Origin of the sequence: Mycobacterium seoulense (assembly GCF_010731595.1) — a bacterium.
Lineage (GTDB): Bacteria > Actinomycetota > Actinomycetes > Mycobacteriales > Mycobacteriaceae > Mycobacterium > Mycobacterium seoulense.
Window position 1 is genome coordinate 3,539,377 of record NZ_AP022582.1, and the last position, 25,333, is coordinate 3,564,709.

Sequence of the window (25,333 nt, forward strand, 5' to 3'; positions counted from 1 at the left end):
GTCGCGGCGAAAATATGCTCCGACGCGGCCCGCGGCAACATTTCATTAGCAAACGCAGGTGAACGGGCGGGGATACCGGCCGGCCGCCTGCGGGCCCGGTCACTCGGGAGCGGCCGCGTAGGCGGTGTCCACGCTGTAGGTGCTGAAGCCAAGGCGCTGGTAGGTGCGCACCGCGGCGACGTTGTCGGACTCCACGTAGAGCAACACGGTCGGGTCGGGCGAGCCGGCCAGCCTGCGCGCCAATGACTCGATACCGATGGCCGTCAACATCCGCCCCATGCCGCGTCCCTGCGCCGCGGGGTCGACACCCACGACGTAGACCTCCCCCAGGCCGGGCTGATCGGGATGCACCTTGGTCCAGTGGAAGCCCAGCAGCTTGCCCGTCCGATCGGCTTCGTCGAATGCGAGGAACAATCCGGCCGGGTCGAACCATGGCTCGTTGCGCCGCTCGGCCAGCTGGACTTCGGTCCAGCCGCCCTGTTCGGGATGGTCGGCGAAGGCGGCGTTGTTGACGCGCAGGAGCTCGGCGTCATCGGTCGCGCCCGCGTAGGTGCGTACCCGCACGCCGGGCACGGGGTCCGCCAGGTCGTGGGCGCCACGCAGCGTGCGTCGCATCTGCAGCAGTTCACGCACCGGGACCAGACCCAGCGCGGAGGCGGTGGCCCGGGCAGGCTCGAGGGTGCCGTGTGCCCAGAACCGGTTGCGACCGGCCGTCTCGGCCAGCGCCGCACGGGCCAGCGCCGTACCGAGCCCGCGCCGCCGGACCCGCGGGTGGACCACGAGTTCGGCCATTGCGGCATCTGGATCGCGCGACAGATTGAGGTAGCCGACGATCTCGTCGGCCTCGCTGATCGACAGGTGCCCGGTGCGGTCGTGCGCGAGCTCGCGCAGCACCTGCTCGCCGACGGGCGCCACGCCATCGAATTCCGTTGCCGCGCTGACGAGTTCGCGCACTTGCCGCTGCTCGTCCGCGGTCAGCGTCGAGCGCCACGCGGGCGCGGTCACTGACTGCGTAGGGGGTCGCCCAGGGGCTCTTGCAGATCCTCGGAGTCGGACTCGACGTCGTCGGCGGCTTCGTCCTCAGCGGGATCCGCGAGCGGCGCGCGGCCGCGGGCCGGCCGGACGGCCTTGTACCCGACGTTGCGCACCGTGCCGATCAATGCCTCGTACTCGGGGCCAAGTTTGGCGCGCAGTCGACGCACGTGCACGTCGACCGTGCGGGTGCCGCCGAAGAAGTCGTATCCCCACACCTCGTGCAGCAGCTGGGCGCGGGTGAATACGCGCCCGGCATGCTGGGCCAGGTACTTGAGCAACTCGAACTCTTTGTACGTCAGGTCGAGCGGGCGGCCCCGCAGTCTCGCGGTGTAGGTGCCCTCGTCGATCACCAGCTCACCCAGGCTCACTTTGCCCGCGCTCTCCTGGTCGGCCAGCCCGCCGCGGCGGCCGACCACCAGCCGCAGCCTGGCGTCGATCTCGGCGGGGCCGGTGCTCGGCAGCAGGATCTCGTCCAGCCCCCAGTCGGCGCTGACCGCCACCAGGCCGCCTTCGCTCACCACGGCCAGGACGGGGACCGACCGGCCCGCGGTGCTCAACAGCCGGCAAAGGCCGCGCGCCGACGACAGGTCGGTGCGCGCGTCCACGAGCACGGCGTCCGCCGTCCCCGCTTCGAGCAACGAGGACGGCTCGGCCGGCGCCGTCCGGATGGTGTGAGGAAGCAGCGACAGCGACGGCAGGACCGGGTCGGGATGCAGCTCCGAGGTCAGCAGTAATAGCTCCAACTAGCCCCTCCAGCTCGGGGGAACGGCATCTTCACAAATCGCAACGCAACAACGCGTTAGTTGCCAGGTCATCTAACGATAACTTGCCACCTGCCATTTTTGCGTGGCGACGGCGCAGTGTGAGCCCCGCCACCCGGGCGGGCCGGCGGACGGCGAAGAGACGGTTACGCGACAATATGCGGGTGCGCAGGGTGCTGATCGGGCTGGCGGCCGCGGCAATCGCCGTGGCCGTGGTCACACTCGGCGCGGTCGCGGTCGACTACGGGAGCAGCATCTACGCCGAATACCGGCTGTCGTGCAGCGTGCGCAAAGCGGCCAATCTGAGGTCCGACCCGTTCGTCGCCATCGTGGCATTCCCATTCATCCCGCAGGCGATGCGTGGCCACTACAACCAGGTGGAGATCAAGGCCAACGCCGTCGACCATGCGACGGTCGGCAAGGCCACGCTGGAAGCCACGATGTACTCCGTCGATCTGGCCCACACGTCCTGGTTGATCGGACCGGACGCGAGACTGCCGGTGGGCAAACTGGAGAGCCGGATCATCATCGGCTCGACGCACCTGGGCAGATACCTGGGCATCAGCGACTTGATGGTCGAGGCGCCGGCCAACGAAACCAATACCTCCACCGGCGGCGTCACCGCGTCGGGCATCTCCGACAGCCATGGGCTGGTGTTCAGCGGCACCCCGCATTCGGCCAACTTCGAGCACCGGGTCAGCGTCTCGGTGGACCTCTCCATCGCCCCGGAAGACCAGGCGACGCTGGTGATCACGCCGACCGGCGTCCTGACCGGGCCGGACACCGCCGACCAAGCCGTCCCGAACGACAAGCGGGACGCGGTGCTGCGCGCCTTCACCGCCCGGGTGCCCAACCAGCGGCTCCCGTTCGGAGTGGCGCCGAAGACCGAGGGGGCGCGCGGCTCCGACGTCATCATCGAGGGCATCAGCTACGGGATGACCGTCAACCTGGACGGCTTCAAGCAGTCGTGAGCCCGTCAGCCCCCCGGGCGTGTGCGCGCCGCGAGGCAACCGCCGCTGATTTGATCGTTGTCCGTCATTCGGTAAGCTTGCCGACGTGCTAGCCCGCCTTGAGCCCCTGCTCACCCAACGCCGCGCAGTCGATCTGTGCCGCACCGCGGGCTGTTGCTGTCGCTGTAGCTGCTGAGTCGCGCGCGTTTTCGCGTAGCACTCGGAGCAGCCCGGAACGTTACCGTGGCTCGTCTCCCGTCGTTCGTTCCCAAAAGCACAATGCAACAGGCTTATCCAGGAGTAGTACCGTGCCGAGCAACAACACCACCACCCAGCCAGACACCGTCGACGTCCGGGGCCCCAGGTTCGCCGCCTGGGTGACCACCGCGGTCCTGGTGATCACGCTCGCCGCGTCCGCCGCCAGCCCGGCGTCGGCGGCGGTCATCCTCGGCGTGCAGGCCGTCATCTTTGCCATCGGCGCCGTCGGCGGCCCGCGCAAGCACCCCTACGGGCGGATATTCGCCGCCGTCGTGGCGCCCCGGCTGGGCCCCGTCGCGGAGCGCGAACCGGTCGCACCCCTGAAGTTCGCCCAGCTCGTCGGCCTGATCTTTGCGCTTGCCGGCGTCGCCGCGTTCGCTGCCGGTGCCTTTCTGATCGGCGTCATCGCCACCGCCGCCGCGCTCACCGCCGCCTTCCTCAACGCCGCATTCGGGATCTGCCTGGGCTGCCAGCTCTATCCGCTGGTCGCGCGTTTCCGAGGCGCCGCGCGCACCACATGACCTGTTCATAGAAAGCGATCGAAAGGATCCCCGCATGGCACGCTCCGACGTCCTGGTCTCCGCGGACTGGGCCGAGAGCAATCTCGACGCCCCCGGTGTCGTCTTCGTCGAGGTCGACGAGGACACCAGCGCATACGACACCGGCCACATCCCCGGCGCGATCAGGCTGGACTGGCGTTCCGACTTGCAGGACCCCGTCAAGCGCGACTTCGTCGACGCGCAGCAGTTCTCCAAACTCCTCAGCGAGCGTGGCATCTCCAACGACGACACCGTGATCCTCTACGGCGGCAACAACAATTGGTTCGCCGCCTACGCCTACTGGTACTTCAAGCTGTACGGCCACGACAAGGTCAAGCTGCTCGACGGCGGCCGAAAGAAATGGGAACTCGACGGGCGCGCTCTGTCCGGCGACACGGTTAGCAGGCCGGCCACCTCGTACAGCGCCGCCGCCCCGGACAACAGCATCCGGGCGTTCCGCGACGAGGTGATCGCGGCCATCAACGCCAAGAACCTGGTCGACGTGCGTTCGCCCGACGAGTTCTCCGGCAAGATCCTGGCGCCGGCGCATCTGCCGCAGGAGCAGAGCCAGCGGCCCGGCCACATTCCCGGGGCGATCAACGTGCCCTGGAGCAAGGCCGCCAACGAGGATGGCACCTTCAAGTCCGACGAGGAGCTGGCCAAGCTCTACGCCAACGCCGGTCTGGACGGCAACAAGGAAACGATCGCGTATTGCCGGATCGGGGAGCGTTCGTCGCACACCTGGTTCGTGCTCCGGGAATTACTCGGCCACAAAAACGTCAGGAACTACGACGGAAGTTGGACGGAATACGGCTCCCTGGTGGGTGCCCCGATTGAGTTGGGAAGCTGATATGTGCTCTGCCCCGAAGCAAGGAGTGACGTTGCCGGCCAGCGTCGACTTGGAGAAGGAAACGGTGATCACCGGCCGAGTCGTCGACAGCGATGGCCAGGCGGTTGGCGGCGCCTTCGTCCGCTTGCTCGACTCGTCGGATGAGTTCACGGCCGAGGTCGTCGCGTCGGCGACCGGCGACTTCCGGTTCTTCGCCGCCCCGGGGTCCTGGACGCTGCGCGCCTTGTCGGCGGCCGGTAACGGGAACGCCGTGGTGACCCCGTCGGGCGCGGGCATCCACGAGGTGGACGTCAAGATCGCCTGAGACCCCGCTGCCCCGACCGGCATCTCACGCGACGAATAGACTGGTCCCCGTGGTGCTGTTCTTCGAGATCATGCTGGTCGCTTCGGTTGTGGTGATCTCATGGTTTGCGCTGTACACGCTGTACCGGCTCATCACTGACGAATCGTGACTTCTGACGAACCATTGAGTTCGGCGAGCTCCGGCGATCGCGCGGTGGCCGCCGCCGCGGAGCGCGCCAAACTGACCGCCGGCCGCAATATTCCCGCCTTCGACGACCTGCCGCTTCCTGCCGACACCGCCAACCTGCGGGAAGGCGCCAACCTGCACGACGCATTGCTGGCGCTGCTGCCGCTGGTCGGTGTGTGGCGCGGACACGGCGAGGGCCGTGCTCATGACGGCGATTACCGGTTCGGCCAGCAGATCGTGGTCTCGCACGACGGCGGTGATTACCTGAATTGGGAATCCCGGACGTGGCGGCTCAGCGACACGGGTGAATACCAGGAACACGGGTTGCGCGAGACGGGGTTCTGGCGCTTCGTCGACGATCCCGACGACCCCAGCGAATCTCAGGCCATCGAGTTGCTGCTGGCCCATTCGGCCGGCTACGTGGAACTGTTCTACGGCCGGCCGCGTACCCAGTCGTCGTGGGAGTTGGTGACCGACGCGCTGGCCCGCAGCCGATCTGGCGTACTGGTCGGTGGCGCGAAACGGCTCTACGGCATCGTCGAGGGCGGCGACCTGGCCTACGTCGAGGAGCGGGTGGACGCCGACGGCGGCCTGGTTCCCCACCTTTCGGCGCGGCTCTCGCGGTACGCCGGCTAACCGCCGGCCCGCTCGTTCGACCTCCAAGCGGCCGCCTCAGGTGTCATCATGTGCGTGCAATCACGATCTAAGGAGGTCGGTGGATGCGTCGTAGTGTGACGACGTCCCCTCCTGCCCGCCGCATCGCGTCCGTCGTCGGCCTACTTCTTCTTGGCTATCTGTGCCTTCTGGCGCTGCGGCCTTCGACCAGGGACGCCTTGCCGGCGTGGTTGAGGTGGTTCGGTCAACCCGGGTCGGGACCCACGCTGTTGGTGACGTTGGCGATCCTGGCTTTTTTCGTGATGGCGTTTCGATCGGCCGGCGCCGGCCGCACGACAGGTATCTCATTCACCGTTATCGCGGCCTTGATCAGTTTGACCGCCGTACTCGGCCTCAGCTCCTTTTGGTCTTGTCACGACGCCAACCATCCGGCGTTGTTCACCCCGCTGATGGCGACCGCCTCGTTGGTCAAAGGCAGCACCGGCGACTACTCGCTGGGCGGACGCCCTTGCCCCACGCCCACCCCGATCGCCCTGGAAGTAGCCCGGGTGACCGCCCTGGCCGCGATCTTCACCGGATTGGGTGGGGTTGTCATAGCAGCCTTCCGGTCCCAAGTGGACCGGTTACGAGCGAACCTCGCAGACTCCGTCACCGCCGTCGTCGGCATCGATGACGACACCCAGTCAATGATCAGCGGGATCGCGCAGACGTTGGACCGGCGCAACACCTTGGTGGTCATCACCAACGCGGGCGACGACCACGTAACACGGGCCCGCAGGCAGGGCGCCCGAGTGGTCCTGGTGGATTTCAGCACGCCATCCACGCTGGTCTCGTTGCGCCTGTGGCGCCACCTCGCGCGGCTCTACCTGATGGCACCCGACCCGGCGATCAATCTACTGTGGCTTGACCTGATCGGTCGTCGGCTCGCCGAGGTCGGCCACAAGCAGCGGTTGCCGCTCATCGTGCGCATGGATGACCCCTGGCTCGCCGAAGCGTGGCGCACTCAGCAATTTGGGGGATCGGACACCCGGTGGGCGGCCGATGTCGTCGGTAAGTATGAGGTGACCGCCGGCAGGTTGTTGGACGGCATCATTGAAGCCAAGACCATTCGGCGGGTATTCGTCTGTGGCACTTCACAATTGACTCTGGCGCTGTGCGCGGACCTGACCCGCCGCGCTCTTGAGCGTGACTTCTATACCCCGCCGGATGCGGTGTCGTTGCCGGCGCTCACCCTCGTCGAACGCGACGCCGATGACTACTTGCGGGATCACGAATTTCATCGCCAGCAGGCCGGTTTCATGTCGGATGGACCGGAAATCGATGCAGTAACGGAGATGCCAACAGTACCCACCATGCTGCGTTTGATCGGCGATGCCAACCCCGCCACGAGCGCCGTGATTTTGGTCGACACGCAGCAGGCTGCGACTGCCAGCAGGCTGGCTGCCCGCTTCCCCGAGATGCCGGTGTACACCTCGGATCTCAACACCAACCTGGCCGACGACGCGATCCAGGTCGTGGGAAGGTTGCAGTCCTATTCCCTGGTGCTGGACAGTCGCGAGGGCCGAGTCCAGGACGCCTGGGAGCGCGCGGCGAGGCTGATTCACGAGCGCTATGTGTCAACGATCGACCCGGGGACACCCCGGTCCCCGGCCGCGATGCCGTGGGAGGACCTTAATGAGTTCTACCGCGGATCCAATCGGCGCCAGGTACGCAACGCCTTATGGATGGTTGAAAAAATCGCTGGGCACACCTGGAATACGTGGGGCAGCCCACCGGCGCAGCTTTCCGGCAACGACATGGCGGGATTGCCGCCGTTGGAGCAGCTTTCTCTGATGGGCTTCGACCACGACTCAGCGATGAGCATGGCGCGGGCTGAGCACGAGGACTGGTGCCGCTATTACCGCCACAACGGCTGGAAGTACGGATCGCCTCGCGATGATTCGCACAAGATCCACGACAAGCTGGTCGACTGGGCGGTAGTGGAAAGCACCCCAGATTTGCTCAATGCAGCGATCCGCAGCTTGGCCGCTACCTTGTGGAGTCTGCGTCAACTGGGCTTCCGGTCGCGCCCGATGTGGCAGACCTTCACCCGGGTCGGGACGGTCACCGCTGAGCAACGCGACGCCCCGTGGACGTGGACATCGGATTCCGGGCACACGATGCGCGCCAACGCCGGTGACTGGGCGGTCCACGAAGACGGAAAGATCTGGTCCGTGCGCGACGACATTTTCCGCGACACGTACGAGCCGGCGGGTGATGGGAAATGGCAACGCAGTGGCTGCGTTCAGGCGCGGCCCGCGCAGGCCGGTGAAACCATTGACACCCTCGAAGGCCCCGCGACTGCGGCCGACGGCGACTGGGTCGTACGCGGGGAGGCCGGCGAGCAATGGCCCGTCCCCGCCGACGAATTCGCGCGCCGCTATGCCGAATTCCGCCCGCCCCAAGAAAGCCGCGTTTTGGATCGCGGAAAGCAATAAGCGTCTGACGCGTTATCGACTCGAACGGAGCCGAATTGGCCATCCTGAGTTGGGCTCGCACTGATACGGTATCGGCGCATGTGATACCGGTCGCATGCAGGCTATGGCCCATTTCGTTCGCTCGGCCTCACCCTAGGAGACTGTGATGGCGCTGTTTGTCAGCTACTCGAGCCAGGACAGGTCAACGGTCGATGCCCTGGCGGCGGCGCTGCGGCGCGCCCAACAGCAAGTTTGGTTCGACCAAGAGCTAGGCGGCGGCGACTCGTGGTGGGCCAAGATCCTCGAGCAGATCCGTGCCTGCGACCTGTTCCTCGTCGCGCTCTCAAGCAACTGGTTGCAGTCCAAACCGAGTCAGTCCGAGCTGCGCTACGCGCAGGCTTTGAACAAGCCGATCCTTCCGGTTCGCATCGGCGACATAGGCAGCATGCGCGTGAATCCACTTGCGGCGTTGCAGATCATCGACTACCGGAACCCGACCGTTGACGCCGGCATCCAGCTGGTCACCGCCGTGCACTCGCTCACCGCTAAGCCTCACCCCTTGCCGGACCCGCTGCCCGACGAGCCGCCCGTGCCGTTCGGCTACATAACGCGGTTGGGCAACATGCTCGCCGAGAAGGAGCTCAGCCCGCAGCAGCAGCTGCAATTGTTGGTCGAACTCAGATCCGGACTCGACGAGGACGGCGACGACCCCAGCGCCCGCAGCGACATCGCCCAACTTTTGCGCATGATGCGCCTGCGACACGACGTCACGTATCGCACCCGAAACGACATCGACAACGTGCTGGCGTCGATCGAGTCCGATCAGCAAGCTTCCGCTTCCGGCGCGTCGACAACACCCGCCGCCAGGTCGCAGACCGCACCGACCACCCCGGCGCGACCGGCAAGCGACGCCAGCGCACCGAGCACGGCCGGTGGCGGTCCGGCCGCAACCGGCGGATCCAAGAACCGGCTGATCATCATCGGCGGCGCCGCCCTGGCCGTCATCATCGCGATCGTGGGGACGGTCGTTTTCCTAAGCCAGGGGTCGAGTTCCAAAAAAACGCCGGCCGAGACCCGCGGTGCGGCGCCGGGCGGCCCCGCCGGGACAGCCGCGCAGATGGCGCCCGCTGAGGGCGCACCCGGGCAGTCGGCACCCGCACCGGGGGGGAGCGGGCGTCTGGACGCAATTCTGCTCAGCGCGAAGCAGGTGAACAGCATCATGAACCCGCCCACATTGATACAAGTCGCCGACGACCAGACGGCCACGCGGCTGCGTCCAGACGAGAGTCTGTCCAACCCGGCCTGCTTCGGTGCGTTTGATCCGATTCGCGAGTCCGCCTACGCGGGCTACAACCCCAAGGCCGTGCTCGGACAAGGGCTGGATACGCAGGACAGCAGCTACCGGGTTTACCAAGCCGCGGTCAGCTTCCCGACCCCCGCACAAGCCCAGGAGTTCGTGACCGCCTCTGCCGGCAAATGGAAGGCGTGCAATGGGCTAACCGTCAAGTTCAACAACAAAGCCAACTGGACCTTCGGGAACGTGACCGAGGCTCCGTCGAGGATCACGCTGTCGCGCGCGCCGGGAGATCCGAGCCGGGCGAGCTGCGAGCGCGTGCTGAGTGCGGTGTCCGACGTGGTCCTCGACGTCATGGCTTGCGAAGTGGGTGTCCACGGCCAAGGCGGACAGATCACCGATCAGATGGCCGCCAACGTCACGCAATAGCGGCGCCCAGGCGTCGACCGGCCCCGGACATGGAGCGGCCCCCGAGCAAGGCTCCTGGTTGGACAGACCGGAAGCTCGGGGGCCGGGTGGCTACGGGGAATTCGCCAGCGCGCGTATATCGCCGGCTCTTCGAAAGCCACTGCTGCTAGCGCGCAGCCACCTCACATGTCCATGAAGCTATCAATTTCGCGGACCACCTCCCTTCTTGTGTACGGCCGACCGTACCCGCGATTCGGCAACCCGACAACACAATTCAGCGCTTAGCGATCGCTGAGGATCGCCGAATCGACCAAGGAGGCGAATTCCGCGGCCATAGCAGACCGAGGCAGCGGCCGACCGTCGAGCGTGTGCACGCGGGCGGCCAACGTCATACTCGAGACCAGCCAGATCCCTTGCGCGGCATTGAGATCGGCGAGCCGCAACGCGCGATAGTCGCAGTCGTAACCCTTTGACCTCGCCACCTCGAAAAGGGCCTGCTGCGTGGTGCCACGCAAAATCGGATACCACGGCGGAGGCGTCAGCAGGCACAGGTTCCCGCCCTCTCCCGTTCCGGCATCGGTCGCGATCACCACCGTCGAGCGCGGGCCCTCCAGGATGTAGCCGTCCGAGCTGACAAAGATCACGTCACCGGCACCCTGCCGGGCGGCATGACGCAAGGCGGCCATGTTGACCGCGTAGGACAGCGTCTTGGCCCCGGCCAGCAGCCACGGCATCGCGTCGGTACCGCCGGCGGCCAGCCCGCGGTCCAACGTCACCGCGGCCAGCCCGTCACGCCGAACGGCCGTCACTCGTTCGGGGACAGCGGTGACCATGACATAGGCCGTCGGCGTCGTGCCGCTCTCCCGGCCGCGGCTGTAGATCAAGCGCATCGCGCCCTCGTCAGCGGTCCCCGCGACCCACTGCCGGGTGGCCAGGCCGATCGCATTGCGCCAGGCGGGCAGTTCCGGCCCGGGCAAATCCATCAGCCTGGCCGACTGGGCCAGCCGCTGCAGATGGGACTCGACCAGACAGGGCCTGCCGTCGCGGACCAACAGCGTTTCGAAGACGCCGTCGCCGCGAACCGCCGCCAGGTCGTCGGCGTGCAGCAGCGGGATATCGGGCGGATGGACCGCTCCGTCGAGCGTGACGATCACACCCCGCTGGCCTGCCATGGAGGTAAAGCCTAGCGGCGAGCGTGCGGCGGGCCGCGGTCGCCGACGCGATGCACCGAAATCCGTAGAGTTGACGTGTGTCTGCAGTACCCGCACCCCAAGCAGGGCCCGACGCGGGCGCCATTTGGCATTACGGCGACCCGCTGGGCGAACAGCGCGCGGCCGAAACCGACGCGGTGGTGGTGGACCGCTCGCACCGGGCGGTGCTCACCCTGACCGGTAGCGACCGCCAGAAGTGGCTGCACAGCATCTCCACCCAGCACGTCAGCGACCTCCCCGAGCGCGCCAGCACGCAGAACCTCAGCCTCGACGGCCAGGGCCGCGTCGAGGACCACTGGATCCAAACGGAACTCGGCGGCACCACCTACCTCGACACCGAACCGTGGCGCGGCGAACCGCTGCTGGACTATCTGCGCAAGATGGTCTTCTGGTCCGACGTCGCCCCGGCGGCCGCCGACCTGGCGGTGCTCTCGCTATTGGGTCCGCGACTGGCCGAGCCGGCGGTGCTCGACGTGCTCGGCCTGGACACCCTGCCCGCCGAGCTGACCGCGATTCCGGTCGCCGGCGGTGGCTTTGTGCGGCGGATGCCCGGCGCCCCCGCGGGCCAGATCGAACTGGACCTGCTGGTTCCCCGCAGCGCGTCCGCCGGCTGGCGGGAGCGTTTGGTGCAGGCGGGCGTGCGGCCCGCGGGGGTGTGGGCCTACGAGGCCCACCGGGTCGTGGCGCTGAGACCGCGGCTGGGCGTCGACACCGACGAACGCACGATTCCGCACGAGGTTGGGTGGATCGGCGGGCCCGGCGAGGGGGCCGTCCACCTGGACAAGGGCTGCTACCGGGGGCAAGAAACCGTCGCGCGGGTGCACAACCTCGGGAAACCGCCCCGGATGCTGGTGCTGTTGCACCTCGACGGCTCGGTGGAGCGGCCCTCGACGGGTGACCCGGTGCTCGCCGGCGGTCGCGCCATCGGCCGCCTTGGCACCGTGGTGGATCATGTGGACCTCGGGCCCGTGGCCCTCGCGCTACTCAAGCGCGGGGTGCCGGCCGACACCGAACTGGCGACCGGCCCGCAGGCCTCGGTGGCCGCGGTGATCGACGCCGATTCGCTGCCGTCGACCGAGCAGATCGGTGCGGGACGGCTGGCCGTTGAACGGCTGCGGGGCGGTGCGAGATAATCGTCGATGACGTCCGCCACAGCGGCAGGGGGGACCGACGCCCAACCGTAAGGCACGGTAAACTGTCGGCAGGACAATAACGACACCAGTAGATCGGAGCCGCCTGATTCGGGCCGCTCCGTTATTGCGCGAGGGGGTTCCCCCATGGGCCGCGGCCGGGCTAAGGCAAAGCAGACCAAGGTTGCTCGAGAACTCAAATACAGTTCCCCGCAGACCGACTTCCAGCGGCTTCAGCAAGAGCTGGCAGGGTCGGATGCCGGAAACTCCACCGAACTGGAGGACGACGGCGTCGGCGACTCCTGGGACGACAGCGACGACTGGCGTCGCTAAGGCTCGCCCGGCTGTGCCGGTGCGGTCCGTTTCGGCACCGCGCTAGCCCGGATCTCTAAAAGCGCGGGTGTTGCCCGACGAGCGTGGCCCGCGGGCCCTCCTTACCGCCTTTGCCGACCGTTCCCAGCACCCAGCAGTCCAGGTGGCGTGCCGTCAAGATGGCCAGCGCGCGGTCGGTGTCCTCGGGCGCGACTACGGCGACCATGCCCACGCCCATGTTGAACGTCTTCTCCATCTCTTCCCGCGTCACCCGACCGCGCTGGGCGATCATGGCGAAAACCGGTGCGGGCGTCCAGGTTCCACGGTCGATCTCGCCGACCAGGCCGTGCGGGATGACGCGTTGCAGGTTGCCCGCCAGCCCGCCCCCGGTGACGTGGCAGAAGGTGCGGACATGGGTTTCGGCGGTCAGCGCCAGGCAGTCTTTGGCGTAGATCCGGGTGGGTTCCAGCAGCTCCTCACCCAGGGTTCGGCCGAACTCCTCGACATAACCGGCCAGGTTCATCCGGTCGATCTCGAGAAGCACCGCGCGGGCCAGCGAATAGCCGTTGGAATGCAGGCCGGAGGAACCCATGGCGATGATCGTGTCGCCGGGTTTGACCCGATCGGGCCCCAGCACGTCGTCGGCCTCCACGACACCGACACCGGTCGCCGAGATGTCGTAATGGTCGGGTTCCATCAGACCGGGATGCTCGGCGGTTTCGCCGCCCAGCAGCGCGCAGCCGGCGCGCACGCATCCTTCGGCGATACCCGCCACGATCGCGCCGAGCCGTTCCGGCACGGTCCGGCCCACCGCGATGTAGTCCTGCAGGAACAGCGGCTCGGCGCCGCAGACCACGAGGTCGTCGACCACCATCGCGACCAGGTCCAAGCCGACGGTGTCGTGCTTGTCCATCGCCTGCGCGACCGCCAGCTTGGTTCCCACACCGTCGGTGGAGGCCGCGAGCAGCGGTTCGCGGTAGTCGTTGCGCAAAGCGAACAGCCCCGCGAACCCGCCGAGGCCGCCCCGCACCTCGGGCCTGGTGGCCCGCGTCGCCAGCGGCTTGAACATCTCGACGGCGCGGTCGCCGGCCTCAATGTCCACCCCGGCCGACGCGTAGGTGATGCCGTGGCTGCCCGGGTTTCGTCCGGGGCTTTTTCCGGGATCCGTCATCGCGATAAAGGCTACCGGGCGCCGCCGACCGCCGTTATCAAACGTCTTGGAACGGGCGCGTCGGACGTCCGTCAGTGGACGATGGGGACTTCGTCGGGCGTCAGCTCGTCGAGCCCGGCTCCGCGCGCGGCGTTGGTGAGCATGTGCTCGATGACGTTCTTACCCAAGGCCGTCTCCTCGGGCAGCTCGATCGGATACCTTCCGTCGAAGCAGGCTGTGCACAGCCGCGACGCGGGTTGTTCGGACGCCGCGACCAGGCCGCGCAGCGAGATGTAGCCGAGGGAGTCGGCGCCGATGGCGTGCCGCACCGCTTCGAGCATTTCCTCTTTGTCCTGTACGGCATTGGCGATCAGCTCGGCCGGCGACGGGAAGTCGATGCCGTAGAAGCAGGGCCATTTCACCGGCGGCGACGCGATGCGCACGTGGACTTCGACGGCACCGGCCTCGCGCAGCATGCGCAGCAGCGCGCGCTGGGTGTTCCCGCGCACGATCGAGTCGTCGACGACGATGAGCCGCTTGCCGCGGATGACCTCGCGAAGTGGGTTGAGCTTCAGCCGGATACCGAGCTGGCGGATGGTCTGGGACGGCTGGATGAAGGTCCGCCCGACGTAGGCGTTCTTCATCAGGCCCTGCCCATACGGAATGCCGGACTCTTGCGCGTATCCGACCGCGGCGGGAGTGCCCGACTCCGGGACTCCGATGACCAGGTCGGCGTCGACTTGGCATTCACGGGCCAGGCGGCGACCGATCTCCACCCGAGTGGCGTGCACGGACCGACCGGCGATCGTGCTGTCCGGCCGCGCCAGGTAGACGTACTCGAAGACGCAGCCCTTGGGCGTCGGGTTGGCAAAACGCGTGGACCGCACCCCGTCGGCGTCGATCGCCAGTAGTTCGCCCGGCTCGATATCGCGCACGAACGATGCACCGACGATGTCCAGGGCCGCCGTTTCGGAGGCCACCACCCAGCCGCGATCCAGCCGGCCAAGCGAAAGCGGCCTGACGCCGTGGGGATCACGGCACGCATAGAGTGTGTTCTCGTCCATGAAGGTCAGGCAGAACGCGCCGCGCACGGTGGGCAGCAGGTCCAGGGCCGCCTGCTCGAGGGTGGAATCCGCCGCGCCGTGGGCCAGCAGAGCGCCCAGGATGTCGGAGTCCGTCGTCGCCGGCGCGGGGCAGCGCCGAGCGATCAGCCCGGCGTCACGGGCGCGGGCGGCGAGTTCGGCGGTGTTGACCAGATTCCCGTTGTGCCCCAGCGCGACACCGGTGCCGGCGGCGGTGTTGCGGAACACCGGCTGCGCGTTCTCCCACGTCGTGTCGCCCGTGGTGGAGTAGCGGCAATGCCCGATGGCGACGTGGCCCGGCATCGCGGCGAGCGTCTGCTCGTCGAACACCTGGCTGACCAAGCCCAAGTCCTTGAAGACGAGAACCTGTGATCCATCGGCGACGGCGATGCCGGCGGCCTCCTGCCCGCGATGCTGCAGGGCGTACAAGCCGTAATAGGTGAGTTTTGCGACATCCTCGCCCGGGGCCCAAACCCCAAATACACCACACTCTTCACGAGGCGAGTTCAGGTCCTGCTCGGGTTCTCGGACGGTCACGATTGGGCGGCTCCCTGGGGAACGGTTGGTGACGTAACGGAGTCTACGGGTCCGACGCCCGCGACCACGAATCAACAGCGCGTGTTGCGCGCTGAAAATTCCCGCGCGGGACCCTAAACCTGCAGTTCAGCGTTATATTCAGCTGACATCGAACAAGGGCAGACAGTGTTCGATGTCACCGGCCCGAGAGCCCGAGAGACTTATCGCACCGACGTCCCTGGCCTCGGGGAACGACAAGAGTCCGGCAGCCAGCAGCAGCCACGTCCGCGGATCTGTCTCCACCACGTTGGGCGGCGTGCCGCGGGTGTGCCTGGGCCCCGCGATGCACTGCACCGCGACGAACGGCGGAATGCGCACCTCGACGCTGGCGCCGGGCGCCACGGCGGCCAGCGTGCGGGCGGTGAGCCGGACGGCGGTGCCGAGGCTCTCGCGGTCGGGCGCGGGCCGGGATTCGTCGCGCAGCCAGTCCGCGACGGCCAACACAGCCTGCCGACTCTTTGCCGGATCGGCCTTTTGACGGGCGGCCATACCCTAGGGTCTCAAACTCATGGAGCGTCGTCGCCTGCGGCGCGGGCCACCGCACAAGGCCGTCGGGCTCGTGACGGTGGCCGTCATGGGGTTGGTCGGGTCGCTCCTGTACCTACAGTTCCGGGGTGACCTCACACCGACGACCAAGCTGACCATGGTGGCAGCGCGCGCCGGCCTGGTGCTGGATCCCGGCTCCAAGGTCACCTACAACGGGGTTCAGATCGGCCGGGTGGACCGCATTTCCGAGACCACCCGCGACGGCAAGCCGGCCGCCAAGCTGGTACTGGATATCACCCCGCGGTACCTCAAGCTGATCCCGGCCAACGTGGCGGCGACGATCAAAGCGACAACGGTGTTCGGCAACAAATACGTCGCGTTGAGCTCCCCGCCGCAGCCTGCGGCACAATCGATCGCGCCGGCGGCAGTGATCGAGGCGACGGCGGTGACGACCGAGTTCAATACCGTTTTCGAGACCCTCATGTCGATTGCGGAGAAGGTCGACCCGGTCAAGGTGAATCTGACGCTCAGCGCGGCCGCGCAAGCCCTGACCGGGTTGGGCGACAGGTTCGGTGCATCTCTGGTCAACGGCAACACGATCCTCGACGACGTGAATCCGCGGATGCCCGAAATCCTTGCCGACGCCGCGCGATTGGCCGCCCTCGGTGATGCCTACGCCAGCGCGTCGCCGGACCTGTGGGACGCGCTGGACCACGCGGTGACCGCGGCGCGCACGTTCAACCGGCAGCAAATCGATCTGGACGCGGCGCTGCTCGCGGCGGCCGGGCTCGGCGGCACGGGCGCCGACGTCTTCGGACGCGGCGGTCCGTACCTTGCGCGTGGCGCCGACGATCTGGTCACCCCCAGCCAGCTGCTCGACGAGTACAGCCCGGAAATCTTCTGCACCATACGCAATTTCGACGAGGTCGGACCCAGGATCCACAACGCCCTCGGCGACAACGGCTACTCGCTGGGCGCGCACGCGGCGGGCGCGATCGCCGGGGCACCCAATCCCTATATCTGGCCGGAGAACCTGCCCCGGACCAATGCCAGGGGCGGTCCAGGCGGGCGGCCGGGCTGCTGGCAGACGATCACCCGGCAGTTGTGGCCGGCGCCGTTTCTGGTGATGGACACCGGCGCAAGCATGGCTCCCTACAACCACTTCGAACTTGGCTCGCCGCTTTTCGTCGAGCACGTGTGGGGCCGCCAGTTGGGCGACTACACGATCAACCCGTGACGTCGCACGCTCAGTGCGGCGATCGCGCCGGCCTCGTTGATGGCCAAGTGCGCGAGCATGGGCGCGGCGAGGCTACCCGAACGGTCCGCCAGCCAACCGAAGAGCCAGCCCGCGAGGCCGGTCACCAGCACGGTGCCCACCACCGGCGCACCCGCCGCACGCGCGTCCGCGATGTGGGAGAGCCCAAAGCTTGCCGCCTGCAACAGCCTTCCGCCGGAGGTGCCGAACGCATCCGCGGCGGCGGCGGTCAGCGCCGCGCGGAACGCAGCCTCCTCCGACCAGACGGTCCCTACCGGGATCTGCAGCAGCAGCCAGCCGGGCGTTGAGCCGGGCGGCTCCCGTTCTGCCATGGACGCCCGCACCAACGGCACCGCCGTCGTCGCGGCGATCGCGCTCACCGCCGCCGCGGCGGTCGCCGAACCCAGCCGCAGCCCCGCCCACAGCCGCGGCGGATGTAAGCCCAGCGATGCACGCGTCGCGAGCACCAGCAGGCCGGCCGCACCGGCCTGCACCGTCGTCCGCCAGGCCGTGGGCAGCCGGGGGCCGACGAAGCTCCACCCGACCAGGCCGGCGGCTAAAGTGATCGATTGCGTCCGGCGAAATCCGCTGTCGCCCATGAGATTTGTCGCTACGGCTCATCCGAAGAGGCGCGGCAGCACCGCCTCGGACGTCTCGCGCAGTTCCGCCAGCGACACGGTGAACAGGCCCTGAACCTCCACCGCGTCGGAGGCCTCATCGACGACGCCGATGCGCACCGCGGGCAGTCCGCGTGCCTCGCACATCGCCCGGAACCGGCTCTCCTCGGTGCGGGGCACCGCCACCAGGACCCGGCCCGCCGACTCGGAAAACAACGTCACGAACGGATCGGCGCCCTCGGGAAGCACGATGCGGCAACCGGTTTCGCCGGCCAGTGCCGTCTCGACGATCGCCTGCGCGAGCCCGCCTTCGGACAGGTCGTGCGCCGCCGACACCAACCCGTCGCGGGAGGCCGCGCTCAGCACCTCGGCCAGCAGCTTTTCGCGCGCCAGGTCGACCGCGGGCGGCAACCCTCCGAGATGGTCGCCGGTCACCTGCGCCCAGATCGAACCGTCGAACTCGTCGCGCGTATCGCCCAGCAGCATCAGGGTCTCGCCCGGCTCGGTGCCCAGCCCGGTGGGGATGCGCCGGGCGACGTCATCGAGGACGCCGAGCACGCCGACCACCGGCGTGGGCAGGATCGCCGCCGACCCGGTCTGGTTGTAGAAGCTGACGTTGCCGCCTGTCACCGGAATGCCAAGCGCCGCACACCCATCGGCCAGCCCCCGCACCGCCTGCGAGAACTGCCACATCACCCCGGGATCCTCCGGGGAGCCGAAGTTGAGGCAATTGGTCACCGCGACCGGGGTGGCGCCGGTGACGGCGACGTTGCGGTACGCCTCGGCCAGCGCGAGTTGGGCCCCGGCGTAGGGGTCGAGCAGCGTGTAGCGCCCCGACGCATCGGTCGACAGCGCGATGCCGCGGCCGGTGGTTTCGTCGACGCGCAGCACGCCGCCGTCGGCGTGCTCGGCCAGCACGGTGTTGCCGCGCACGTAGCGGTCGTACTGTTCGGTGATGAAGGCGCGGCTGCACAGGTGCGGGCTGCCCAGCAGGGCAAGCAAAGTCGCGCGCAGCTCCTCCCCCGTCGTCGGTCGCGGCAGGCTCGTCGATCGGTCGGCGTTCAGGGCGTCCTGCGACTCGGGCCGCGTGACCGGCCGCTGGTACACGGGGCCCTCGTGCGCCACGGTGCGCGGCGGCACGTCGACGACCGTCTCGCCCCGCCAGGTGATTCGCAACCGGTCTCCGTCGGTGACCTCGCCGATCACCGTGGCCAACACCTCCCATTTGCGGCACACCGCCAAGAAGGCGTCGACGTTCTCCGGCGCGACCACGGCGCACATCCGCTCCTGCGACTCGCTGCAGAGCACCTCCGCGGGCGTCATGTCCTTGGCGCGCAGCGGGACGGTGTCCAGCTCGATCGCCATACCCCCGTCCCCGGCCGACGCCAATTCTGATGTGGCACAGGATAATCCGGCTCCACCAAGATCCTGAATGCCGATCACCAGGCCGGCCGCATAGAGCTCGAGGCAGCACTCGATGAGCACCTTCTCCATGAAGGGGTCGCCCACTTGCACCGACGGCAGCTTCTTGCGGGATCCCTCGCTGTCGAAGGTGTCCGACGCGAGCACCGAGACCCCGCCGATGCCGTCGAGCCCGGTGCGCGCACCGAACAGGATGATCTTGTTGCCGGTGCCCGAGGCGAACGCCAGGTGCAGGTCCTCCTGGCGTAACACGCCCACGCACATCGCGTTCACCAACGGATTGCCGGCGTAGCACGCATCGAAGACGGTCTCGCCGCCGATGTTGGGCAGTCCGAGCGAGTTGCCGTAGCCGCCGATGCCGCGGACCACCCCGTCGACCACCCGGCGGGTGTCGGGCGCGTCGGCGGCGCCGAACCGAAGCTGATCCATCACCGCTACCGGTCGGGCGCCCATGGCCATGATGTCGCGGACGATGCCCCCCACGCCGGTCGCCGCGCCCTGGTAGGGCTCGACGTAGGAGGGGTGGTTGTGGGATTCCACCTTGAAGGTGACGGCCCAGCCGTCGCCGATGTCGACCACGCCGGCGTTTTCGCCGATCCCGGCCAGCATGCCGGCACGCATGGCCTCGGTGGTGGTCTCACCGAAGTAGCGCAAATGAACCTTCGACGATTTGTACGAGCAGTGTTCGCTCCACATCACCGAGTACATCGCCAGCTCGGTGTCGGTGGGTCTGCGGCCCAGGATCTCGCGGATCCGCTCGTACTCGTCCTCTTTGAGGCCCAGCTCGGCGAACGGCTGCGGCTGGTCGGGGCTGGCAGCGGCGTGCTCGACGGTGTCGATCGCCTGGGTGCGGGCGCTCGTCCCGGAGACAGTCACGCCAGACAGTCTAGGGCGACGCCGCGATCGCCGTGGGGTCGCCGCGTGGCTATTGACCGACGATGCAGAAGACGTTGCCCTCGGGGTCTGCCAGCACCACCCAGCGAAAATTGTCGCCGAACGTGTGGCGGCCGACCTCGGTGGCCCCGGCTGCCGTCAGCCGGGCCACCTCGGCATCGACGTCGGCGGCACCGAAGTCGAGGTGCACGCGGTTCTTCCCCGGCGTGGGATCGGGCACCTTCTGGAATCCGAGCCGTGGTCCTTCCGACAAGCTCACCGCGGTGAACTCGCCGGCGAGCAACTCCTGCGTCGTGCCACCGAACTGTTCGGCCCACCATCCGGCCAGTGTCGCGGGATCGCGGCAGTCGAAAGTGATCATCTCCACGTTGAGTGCCATACCGCCAGACCTTAGGCCCCAGGATGGCTCCGGCGAAAAGGAATGCCCGCATCGCCCGTGGCGAAAGGTTACGCACGACACGTAACTTTCTGCGCCGCCGATCCGTCCTTGGTTACGGGCTGCTCATGGGAGCCGCCACACGCCGTCACCGAACGTCGGCGAGAGTGCATGTCGGCCGGCGGCCGGCTACTTCGGTGACGAGTTACACAACCGATTCGGCAACCACCGCACCGGATTACGAAGGAGAACTGATGTCCACCCCGACACCCCCTCGCTGGCTGAAGCCGATGAACAAGCTCATGATCGCGATGCAAAAGCTGGGCGTACCCACGGGGCCGCCCATGGTCTTGACTGTGCCCGGCCGCAAGACAGGCCGACCGCGCAGCACGCCGATGACCCCATTCACTCTGGATGGAGGGCTCTACGCCGTGGCGGGCTTCCCGGGTGCGGATTGGGCACGCAATGCGCGTGCCGCCGGCGCCGGAACCCTCCGCAGGGGCCGAAAGACACGGCGGGTCAGGATCATCGAGTTGACCGCCGAGCAGGCCCGCCCGGTATTGCGGGAATATCCGATTCGAGTGCCGGTCGGAGTCGGCTTCCTCAAGCGCTCCGGCATGGTGCGTCAAGGCACTCCCGAAGAAGTCGAGGCGCTGGCCGGCCGGATCGCCGTGTTCCGATTAGACCCCGTCGCGGCGACCTGACACCAACCACGCCCACATCCGATCGACCATCCAGGGAGACCAGCGCCGTGTACACCTCATACCTTGTCGTGACCATCATCGCCATCGTTCTCAACGGATTCTCCGGCGTGAGCGCGCTGGTCCACTTCGCGCCCATCATTGCGCCGATGCGACGGGCCGGGGTGCCGCTGTCCTGGCTGAGGTTTCCCATCGGCACACTGAAAACCCTAGGCACCCTTGGGCTTATCGTCGGACTCTGGGTTCCGGCCGTCGGCATCGCCGCCGCTGCGGGGCTCACCGTCTTCTTCATCTGTGCGATGTACACCCACGTGCTCGCCAACGATATTTCCGGCCAGTTCGCATTAGCCGGGTTCTTCTTCGCCCTCAACGGCGCAACCTTCGCGCTCGCCGTGATCACTCACCGCGCCGTCATGTAAACGGCAGGCAGGCCTCAGGGTTCGGGCGAAAAGAACGCCCGCATCGCCGCCGAGTAGGCGGACACGTCGTGAGCGCCCATCAACTCGCGCGCCGAGTGCATGGCCAGCTGCGCGGCACCCACGTCGACGGTGGGGATCCCGGTGCGGGCCGACGCCAGCGGTCCGATCGTCGACCCGCACGGCAGATCGGCGCGGTGCTCGTAGCGTTGCAAGGGGACCCCGGCCTGTTCGCAGGCCAGGGCGAAGCCCGCGGCCGTGCGTGAGTCGGTTGCGTAACGCAGGTTGGGGTGCACCTTGAGCACGGGTCCGGCGTTGACCTCGATGAGGTGGCCGGGCTCGTGCCGCTCCGGATAGTTGGGGTGGGTGGCGTGCGCCATGTCGGCCGACGCCAGCAACGAGTCCGGCAGCCGGCGCAGGAAATCTTCCCGGGTGCCGCCGGCCGCCAGGACGATCCGCTCGAGGACGGTGCCCAGCAGGTCGGACTGGGCGCCATGGTCCGATGACGAACCGACCTCCTCATGGTCGAAGAGCACCAGCACCGGCAGGGGCCCCCGCGGCTGGGTGTCCAACAAAGCCTCCATCCCCGCATAGCAACTGGCCTGGTTGTCCAGCCGGGGCGCGCTGAGGAGGTCGGCGCCGGCGCCGACCACCGTCGATGGGGTGAGGTCATGGGTCATCAGGTCGGCCGCCAGCACGGCGGTCGGCGCGACACCGGCGCGTTCGGCGACGAACTCGAGGAACGATTTCGTTTCGGCGCCGGCGCCCCAGACCGCGTTGACGTGGCGCTGCGGGTCGAGCGTCAGCGATTTGCGGTCCTCGGCCAGGTGGATGGCCAGCTGGGGCACCCGCAGGATCGGGTCGTCTATCCGGACGAGCCGATGCTCGACTGCGGCGCCGACACGCACCGACAACCGTCCACTGATGCCGAGGTCGCGGTCCAGCCAAGAGTTGAGCCACGCTCCGCCGTACGGCTCCAGCGCGACCACCCGCCAGCCGGCGACCAGCCGATCCGGATGCTGCTTGACCCGAAGGTTCGGGCTGTCGGTGTGCGCGCCGACGATCCGGAACGGGCCCTCAGCCGCCTCGGAGTTCCAGGCAACCAGCGAGCCGGCCCGCACCGTGAAGTAGCGCCCCCGTTCGCCCGGCCAGCGCTCGCCCTCACTGAGTTCGGTGTATCCGGCGGCGGCCAGCCGCGCGGCCACCGTCGCGCAGACATGAAACGGCGACGGAGAAGCGTCGATGAAATCGCAGAGGCCTGCGGCGCTGGCCGACATGTTCAACATCATGGCTGTCGGCGCTCGACGTCGCCACGCTAGGTCCGATTGCGCGGCTCCTTCCTCGCGCACTTCCGGCGCTCGACGTCGCCACGCTAGGTCCGATTGCGCGGCTCCTTCCTCGCGCACTTCCGGCGCTCGACGTCGCCACGCTAGGGTCAGCAGAGTGCCCCACGTCCAGCCGCAGCCGATCCTCGAGCCGTTGACGCCGGCGGCGGTCTTCCTGGTGGTGACCATCGACGACGGCGGGGAAGCCACGGTTCATGACGCACTGCCCGATATTTCCGGGCTGGTGCGCGCGATCGGTTTTCGCGAGCCGCCGAAACGGTTGTCGGCCATCACCTCTATCGGCTCGCAGGCATGGGATCGCTTGTTCACCGGCCCGCGTCCCGCCGAGTTGCACCCGTTCGTCGAACTGAAGGGCCCGCGGCACACCGCCCCGGCCACGCCCGGGGACCTGCTGTTTCACATCCGGGCCGAGAGCCTGGATGTGTGTTTCGAACTCGCCGACCGCATTCTGAGGTCGATGGCCGGTGCCGTCACCGTGGTCGACGAGGTGCACGGATTCCGCTACTTCGACAACCGCGACCTGTTGGGCTTCGTCGACGGCACCGAAAACCCCGACGGCCAGCTTGCCGTCAGCGCGACCGCCATCGGCGCCGAGGATCCCGAGTTCGAGGGCTCGTGCTACGTGCACGTGCAGAAGTATCTGCACGAAATGGATTCATGGAATTCGCTTTCGGTCAGTGAGCAGGAGCTGGTGATCGGCCGCACGAAGCTGGAAAACCTCGAACTCGGCGACGACGAAAAGCCGGCCAACTCCCACATCGCCCTCAACGTCATCACCGACAACGACGGCACCGAGCTGAAGATCGTTCGGCACAACATGCCGTTCGGTGAACTCGGCAAGGGCGAGTACGGCACCTATTTCATCGGCTATTCCCGCACGCCGCAGGTCACCGAACAGATGCTGCGGAACATGTTCCTCGGGGATCCACCCGGCAATACCGACCACATCCTCGAATTCTCCACCGCGATCACCGGTGGCCTGTTCTTCTCCCCCACTGTCGACTTCCTCGACGATCCACCGCCACTGCCCGCAGTGCCGGCGGCGGAAACGACTGCCGCACAGGACGGCTCACTTTCCATCGGCAGCCTGAAAGGAACCACTTTATGAACAACCTCTACCGCGACCTCGCCCCTGTCACCGAAGCCGCCTGGCGCGAAATCGAATTGGAGGCGACCCGAACCTTCAAACGCCATGTCGCCGGCCGCCGGGTGGTCGACGTCAGCGAGCCCGGCGGTCCGGTCACCGCAGCGGTCAGCACCGGGCGCCTGATCGACGTGGCATCACCCTCCGACGGGGTAGAGGCTCATCTACGGGCGAGTAAGCCCCTTGTGCGCCTGCGTGTTCCGTTCACCCTATCGCGCTACGAAGTCGACAACGTCGAGCGCGGTGCGCAGGACTCGGACTGGGACCCGGTCAAGGCGGCCGCCAAGAAGCTGGCGTTCGTCGAGGACCGCGCAATTTTCGAGGGCTACGCCGCCGCGTCGATCGACGGCATCCGCACGTGCAGCTCGAACAAGCCGCTGACCTTGCCGGCAGACCCCCGCGAGATCCCGGATGTCATCACCCAGGCGATCTCCCAACTGCGGCTGGCCGGCGTCGACGGTCCCTACTCCGTCCTGCTATCCGCCGATGTCTACACCCGGGTGAGCGAGACCACCGAACACGGATATCCGATCCTCGAGCACATCGACCGGCTGGTTCCCGGGGACATCATCTGGGCACCGGCCATTGACGGCGCATTCGTGCTCACCACGCGCGGCGGCGACTTCGACCTGCAGCTCGGAACCGACGTGTCGATCGGTTACACCAGCCACGATGCGGACACCGTGCAGCTGTATCTGCAGGAGACACTGACATTCCTGTGCTACACCGCCGAGGCATCCGTCCCGCTGAGCTCGTAGGAATAAACCGTGGCGGCCCGCTGCTGACGGGGAGGCAAGTGAACTTCTCTCCTGGAGGCAGGGTTCGATGGCAGCAACAATGGCCGGCTCCACCGCGCTGGTGACCGGGGCCACGTCAGGGATCGGCCGAGCGATCGCGCTACAACTCGCGGAACGCGGAGTCGAGGTGGTGGTGCACGGCCGCAGCGCCGAACGCGGCGCGAAGACGGTCCGCGATATCGAAAATGCCCGCGGCAAAGCGCGTTTCGTCGCGGCCGACCTCAACGACGGCGACGACGTGCGTCGCCTGGCCGCCGAGGCCGGACCGGTCGACATCTTGGTCAACAACGCCGGCATCTACCGATTCGGCGCGACCGCCGACACCGACGAAGCGACGTTCGACGATCACGTGAATGTGAACCTGCGCGCTCCTTACATTTTGGTCCAGCAGTTGGTACCGGGAATGGCCGAGCGTGGCACGGGCGCGGTCGTCAACGTGAGCACCGTTGCGGCCTCCGTCCCGGCGAGTGGCGCGGGCATCTACGGCGCGACGAAGGCCGGACTGGAGTCGCTGACGCGCGTGTGGGCGGATGAATTCGGCGGATCGGGGGTGCGAGTCAACGCGATCGCGGTCGGCCCAACCGACACTCCCGGTTTGGCGGCCCTACCCGGTGTGTTGGAGGCGGTGGCGGGCACCACCACGCTGGGCCGGCCCGCCGAACCGGCCGAAATCGCCAGCGCGGTCGTCTTCCTCAGCTCCCCCGACGCCAGCTACGTCAACGGCGCGGTGGTGCCCGTGACCGGCGGTCAACGCGCAATCGCCGCCTGAAGCATCGGCTTTCG

General features: G+C 67.7%; 26 protein-coding genes. 16 read left to right on the plus strand and 10 right to left on the minus strand.

What is annotated here, in order from left to right; all coding sequences use genetic code 11:
• Window positions 1-99: 99 nt before the first annotated feature.
• Complete coding sequence (gene mshD / locus G6N37_RS16330) at window positions 100-1,005, minus strand: mycothiol synthase (RefSeq protein WP_163681907.1); 906 nt, start codon at window positions 1,003-1,005, stop codon at window positions 100-102.
• Window positions 1,002-1,778: a winged helix-turn-helix transcriptional regulator gene (locus G6N37_RS16335; protein ID WP_163681909.1), complete on the minus strand. Its 777-nt coding sequence runs from the start codon at window positions 1,776-1,778 to the stop codon at window positions 1,002-1,004. Before G6N37_RS16335 ends, mshD begins: the two co-directional genes overlap by 4 nt.
• A 176-nt stretch (window positions 1,779-1,954) precedes the next feature.
• Between G6N37_RS16335 and lmeA the strand changes: the two genes are divergently transcribed.
• The 8 genes from lmeA to G6N37_RS16370 all read left to right on the plus strand — a co-directional run bounded on the left by lmeA (window position 1,955) and on the right by G6N37_RS16370 (window position 9,656).
• Entirely contained in the window at window positions 1,955-2,767 is an 813-nt protein-coding gene (gene lmeA / locus G6N37_RS16340) for a mannan chain length control protein LmeA (RefSeq protein ID WP_163681911.1), read from the plus strand.
• A gap of 85 nt (window positions 2,768-2,852) precedes the next feature.
• The gene (locus G6N37_RS26655) at window positions 2,853-2,942 is read left to right on the plus strand and encodes an Ms5788A family Cys-rich leader peptide (RefSeq protein WP_368730642.1); all 90 of its coding nucleotides are present in this window, start codon (window positions 2,853-2,855) and stop codon (window positions 2,940-2,942) included.
• 112 nt (window positions 2,943-3,054) lie between these two features.
• Window positions 3,055-3,525 carry a DUF4395 domain-containing protein gene (locus tag G6N37_RS16345; protein ID WP_163681914.1) on the plus strand — a complete coding sequence of 157 codons (471 nt, stop codon included), beginning with the start codon at window positions 3,055-3,057 and terminating at the stop codon, window positions 3,523-3,525.
• Between the two features lie 34 nt (window positions 3,526-3,559).
• A complete protein-coding gene (locus tag G6N37_RS16350; RefSeq protein WP_163681916.1) occupies window positions 3,560-4,393 on the plus strand; it encodes a sulfurtransferase in 834 nt (277 codons plus the stop codon).
• Between the two features lies 1 nt (window position 4,394).
• Window positions 4,395-4,697 (plus strand): DUF1416 domain-containing protein, encoded by a 303-nt coding sequence (locus G6N37_RS16355; protein ID WP_003877205.1) that lies wholly within the window; start codon window positions 4,395-4,397, stop codon window positions 4,695-4,697.
• A 144-nt stretch (window positions 4,698-4,841) separates the two neighbouring features.
• Window positions 4,842-5,498 (plus strand): FABP family protein, encoded by a 657-nt coding sequence (locus G6N37_RS16360; RefSeq protein ID WP_163681919.1) that lies wholly within the window; start codon window positions 4,842-4,844, stop codon window positions 5,496-5,498.
• Between the two features lie 83 nt (window positions 5,499-5,581).
• Complete coding sequence (locus tag G6N37_RS16365; protein ID WP_163681921.1) at window positions 5,582-7,954, plus strand: hypothetical protein; 2,373 nt, start codon at window positions 5,582-5,584, stop codon at window positions 7,952-7,954.
• A 145-nt stretch (window positions 7,955-8,099) separates the two neighbouring features.
• A complete protein-coding gene (locus tag G6N37_RS16370; protein ID WP_163681923.1) occupies window positions 8,100-9,656 on the plus strand; it encodes a sensor domain-containing protein in 1,557 nt (518 codons plus the stop codon).
• Window positions 9,657-9,916: 260 nt separating this feature from the next.
• On the opposite strand, the gene G6N37_RS16375 is transcribed toward G6N37_RS16370, so the two are convergent.
• Window positions 9,917-10,789 carry an aminodeoxychorismate lyase gene (locus G6N37_RS16375; protein WP_163685112.1) on the minus strand — a complete coding sequence of 291 codons (873 nt, stop codon included), beginning with the start codon at window positions 10,787-10,789 and terminating at the stop codon, window positions 9,917-9,919.
• Window positions 10,790-10,884: 95 nt separating this feature from the next.
• Between G6N37_RS16375 and ygfZ the strand changes: the two genes are divergently transcribed.
• Both ygfZ and G6N37_RS16385 read left to right on the plus strand, forming a co-directional pair.
• A complete protein-coding gene (gene ygfZ, locus G6N37_RS16380; RefSeq protein ID WP_163681925.1) occupies window positions 10,885-11,979 on the plus strand; it encodes a CAF17-like 4Fe-4S cluster assembly/insertion protein YgfZ in 1,095 nt (364 codons plus the stop codon).
• A gap of 144 nt (window positions 11,980-12,123) precedes the next feature.
• Entirely contained in the window at window positions 12,124-12,309 is a 186-nt protein-coding gene (locus G6N37_RS16385; RefSeq protein WP_163681927.1) for a DUF3073 domain-containing protein, read from the plus strand.
• Between the two features lie 55 nt (window positions 12,310-12,364).
• Here G6N37_RS16385 and purM read toward each other — a convergent pair whose 3' ends face one another.
• The 3 genes from purM to G6N37_RS16400 all read right to left on the minus strand — a co-directional run bounded on the left by purM (window position 12,365) and on the right by G6N37_RS16400 (window position 15,585).
• Entirely contained in the window at window positions 12,365-13,459 is a 1,095-nt protein-coding gene (purM, locus tag G6N37_RS16390) for a phosphoribosylformylglycinamidine cyclo-ligase (protein WP_163681929.1), read from the minus strand.
• Window positions 13,460-13,530: 71 nt separating this feature from the next.
• Complete coding sequence (purF, locus tag G6N37_RS16395; protein WP_163681931.1) at window positions 13,531-15,057, minus strand: amidophosphoribosyltransferase; 1,527 nt, start codon at window positions 15,055-15,057, stop codon at window positions 13,531-13,533.
• A gap of 138 nt (window positions 15,058-15,195) precedes the next feature.
• The gene (locus G6N37_RS16400) at window positions 15,196-15,585 is read right to left on the minus strand and encodes a sterol carrier family protein (RefSeq protein ID WP_163681933.1); all 390 of its coding nucleotides are present in this window, start codon (window positions 15,583-15,585) and stop codon (window positions 15,196-15,198) included.
• Between the two features lie 19 nt (window positions 15,586-15,604).
• Here G6N37_RS16400 and G6N37_RS16405 point away from each other — a divergent pair, with 19 nt between their 5' ends.
• Window positions 15,605-16,819 carry an MCE family protein gene (locus tag G6N37_RS16405; RefSeq protein WP_163681935.1) on the plus strand — a complete coding sequence of 405 codons (1,215 nt, stop codon included), beginning with the start codon at window positions 15,605-15,607 and terminating at the stop codon, window positions 16,817-16,819.
• On the opposite strand, the gene G6N37_RS16410 is transcribed toward G6N37_RS16405, so the two are convergent.
• Genes G6N37_RS16410 through G6N37_RS16420 form a run of 3 tightly spaced genes read right to left on the minus strand, consistent with a single transcriptional unit; the run spans window position 16,801 to window position 20,149 of the window.
• Window positions 16,801-17,436, minus strand: a complete 636-nt coding sequence (locus tag G6N37_RS16410) for an Rv0804 family intramembrane glutamic endopeptidase (protein WP_163681937.1) — start codon at window positions 17,434-17,436, stop codon at window positions 16,801-16,803. The two genes, G6N37_RS16405 and G6N37_RS16410, sit on opposite strands and share 19 nt — an antisense overlap.
• A gap of 18 nt (window positions 17,437-17,454) precedes the next feature.
• Window positions 17,455-19,752 (minus strand): phosphoribosylformylglycinamidine synthase subunit PurL, encoded by a 2,298-nt coding sequence (gene purL, locus G6N37_RS16415; RefSeq protein ID WP_163681939.1) that lies wholly within the window; start codon window positions 19,750-19,752, stop codon window positions 17,455-17,457.
• A gap of 49 nt (window positions 19,753-19,801) precedes the next feature.
• Window positions 19,802-20,149, minus strand: coding sequence for a VOC family protein (locus G6N37_RS16420; protein WP_163681941.1), 348 nt, complete (start codon window positions 20,147-20,149; stop codon window positions 19,802-19,804).
• A 251-nt stretch (window positions 20,150-20,400) separates the two neighbouring features.
• Here G6N37_RS16420 and G6N37_RS16425 point away from each other — a divergent pair, with 251 nt between their 5' ends.
• Together G6N37_RS16425 and G6N37_RS16430 are read left to right on the plus strand one after the other, a co-directional pair.
• Window positions 20,401-20,850, plus strand: coding sequence for a nitroreductase family deazaflavin-dependent oxidoreductase (locus G6N37_RS16425; RefSeq protein WP_163681943.1), 450 nt, complete (start codon window positions 20,401-20,403; stop codon window positions 20,848-20,850).
• Between the two features lie 68 nt (window positions 20,851-20,918).
• Window positions 20,919-21,266, plus strand: a complete 348-nt coding sequence (locus G6N37_RS16430) for a DoxX family protein (protein WP_232075053.1) — start codon at window positions 20,919-20,921, stop codon at window positions 21,264-21,266.
• Window positions 21,267-21,280: 14 nt separating this feature from the next.
• Here G6N37_RS16430 and G6N37_RS16435 read toward each other — a convergent pair whose 3' ends face one another.
• Window positions 21,281-22,540 carry a M18 family aminopeptidase gene (locus G6N37_RS16435; protein ID WP_163681947.1) on the minus strand — a complete coding sequence of 420 codons (1,260 nt, stop codon included), beginning with the start codon at window positions 22,538-22,540 and terminating at the stop codon, window positions 21,281-21,283.
• A 166-nt stretch (window positions 22,541-22,706) separates the two neighbouring features.
• On the opposite strand from G6N37_RS16435, the gene G6N37_RS16440 reads away from it, so the two are divergent.
• The 3 genes from G6N37_RS16440 (at window position 22,707) to G6N37_RS16450 (ending at window position 25,319) form a co-directional block, all read left to right on the plus strand.
• Window positions 22,707-23,717 (plus strand): Dyp-type peroxidase, encoded by a 1,011-nt coding sequence (locus tag G6N37_RS16440; RefSeq protein ID WP_163681949.1) that lies wholly within the window; start codon window positions 22,707-22,709, stop codon window positions 23,715-23,717.
• Entirely contained in the window at window positions 23,714-24,511 is a 798-nt protein-coding gene (locus G6N37_RS16445; protein ID WP_163681951.1) for a family 1 encapsulin nanocompartment shell protein, read from the plus strand. The genes G6N37_RS16440 and G6N37_RS16445 overlap by 4 nt, the downstream gene beginning before the upstream one ends.
• 67 nt (window positions 24,512-24,578) lie before the next feature.
• Window positions 24,579-25,319 carry an SDR family NAD(P)-dependent oxidoreductase gene (locus tag G6N37_RS16450; RefSeq protein ID WP_163681953.1) on the plus strand — a complete coding sequence of 247 codons (741 nt, stop codon included), beginning with the start codon at window positions 24,579-24,581 and terminating at the stop codon, window positions 25,317-25,319.
• The last annotated feature ends 14 nt before the right edge of the window (window positions 25,320-25,333 follow it).

Coding starts and splice junctions, on each gene's coding strand:
- G6N37_RS16355 (WP_003877205.1), top strand. CDS start 4,395: ATGTGCTCTGCCCCGAAGCAAGGAGTGACGTTGCCGGCCAGCGTCGAC.
- G6N37_RS16445 (WP_163681951.1), top strand. CDS start 23,714: ATGAACAACCTCTACCGCGACCTCGCCCCTGTCACCGAAGCCGCCTGG.
- G6N37_RS16410 (WP_163681937.1), bottom strand. CDS start 17,436: ATGGGCGACAGCGGATTTCGCCGGACGCAATCGATCACTTTAGCCGCC.
- G6N37_RS16435 (WP_163681947.1), bottom strand. CDS start 22,540: ATGTCGGCCAGCGCCGCAGGCCTCTGCGATTTCATCGACGCTTCTCCG.
- G6N37_RS16350 (WP_163681916.1), top strand. CDS start 3,560: ATGGCACGCTCCGACGTCCTGGTCTCCGCGGACTGGGCCGAGAGCAAT.
- lmeA (WP_163681911.1), top strand. CDS start 1,955: ATGCGGGTGCGCAGGGTGCTGATCGGGCTGGCGGCCGCGGCAATCGCC.
- G6N37_RS16365 (WP_163681921.1), top strand. CDS start 5,582: ATGCGTCGTAGTGTGACGACGTCCCCTCCTGCCCGCCGCATCGCGTCC.
- purM (WP_163681929.1), bottom strand. CDS start 13,459: ATGACGGATCCCGGAAAAAGCCCCGGACGAAACCCGGGCAGCCACGGC.
- G6N37_RS16405 (WP_163681935.1), top strand. CDS start 15,605: ATGGAGCGTCGTCGCCTGCGGCGCGGGCCACCGCACAAGGCCGTCGGG.
- G6N37_RS16370 (WP_163681923.1), top strand. CDS start 8,100: ATGGCGCTGTTTGTCAGCTACTCGAGCCAGGACAGGTCAACGGTCGAT.
- G6N37_RS16400 (WP_163681933.1), bottom strand. CDS start 15,585: ATGGCCGCCCGTCAAAAGGCCGATCCGGCAAAGAGTCGGCAGGCTGTG.
- G6N37_RS16450 (WP_163681953.1), top strand. CDS start 24,579: ATGGCAGCAACAATGGCCGGCTCCACCGCGCTGGTGACCGGGGCCACG.
- G6N37_RS16425 (WP_163681943.1), top strand. CDS start 20,401: ATGTCCACCCCGACACCCCCTCGCTGGCTGAAGCCGATGAACAAGCTC.
- G6N37_RS16385 (WP_163681927.1), top strand. CDS start 12,124: ATGGGCCGCGGCCGGGCTAAGGCAAAGCAGACCAAGGTTGCTCGAGAA.
- G6N37_RS16420 (WP_163681941.1), bottom strand. CDS start 20,149: ATGGCACTCAACGTGGAGATGATCACTTTCGACTGCCGCGATCCCGCG.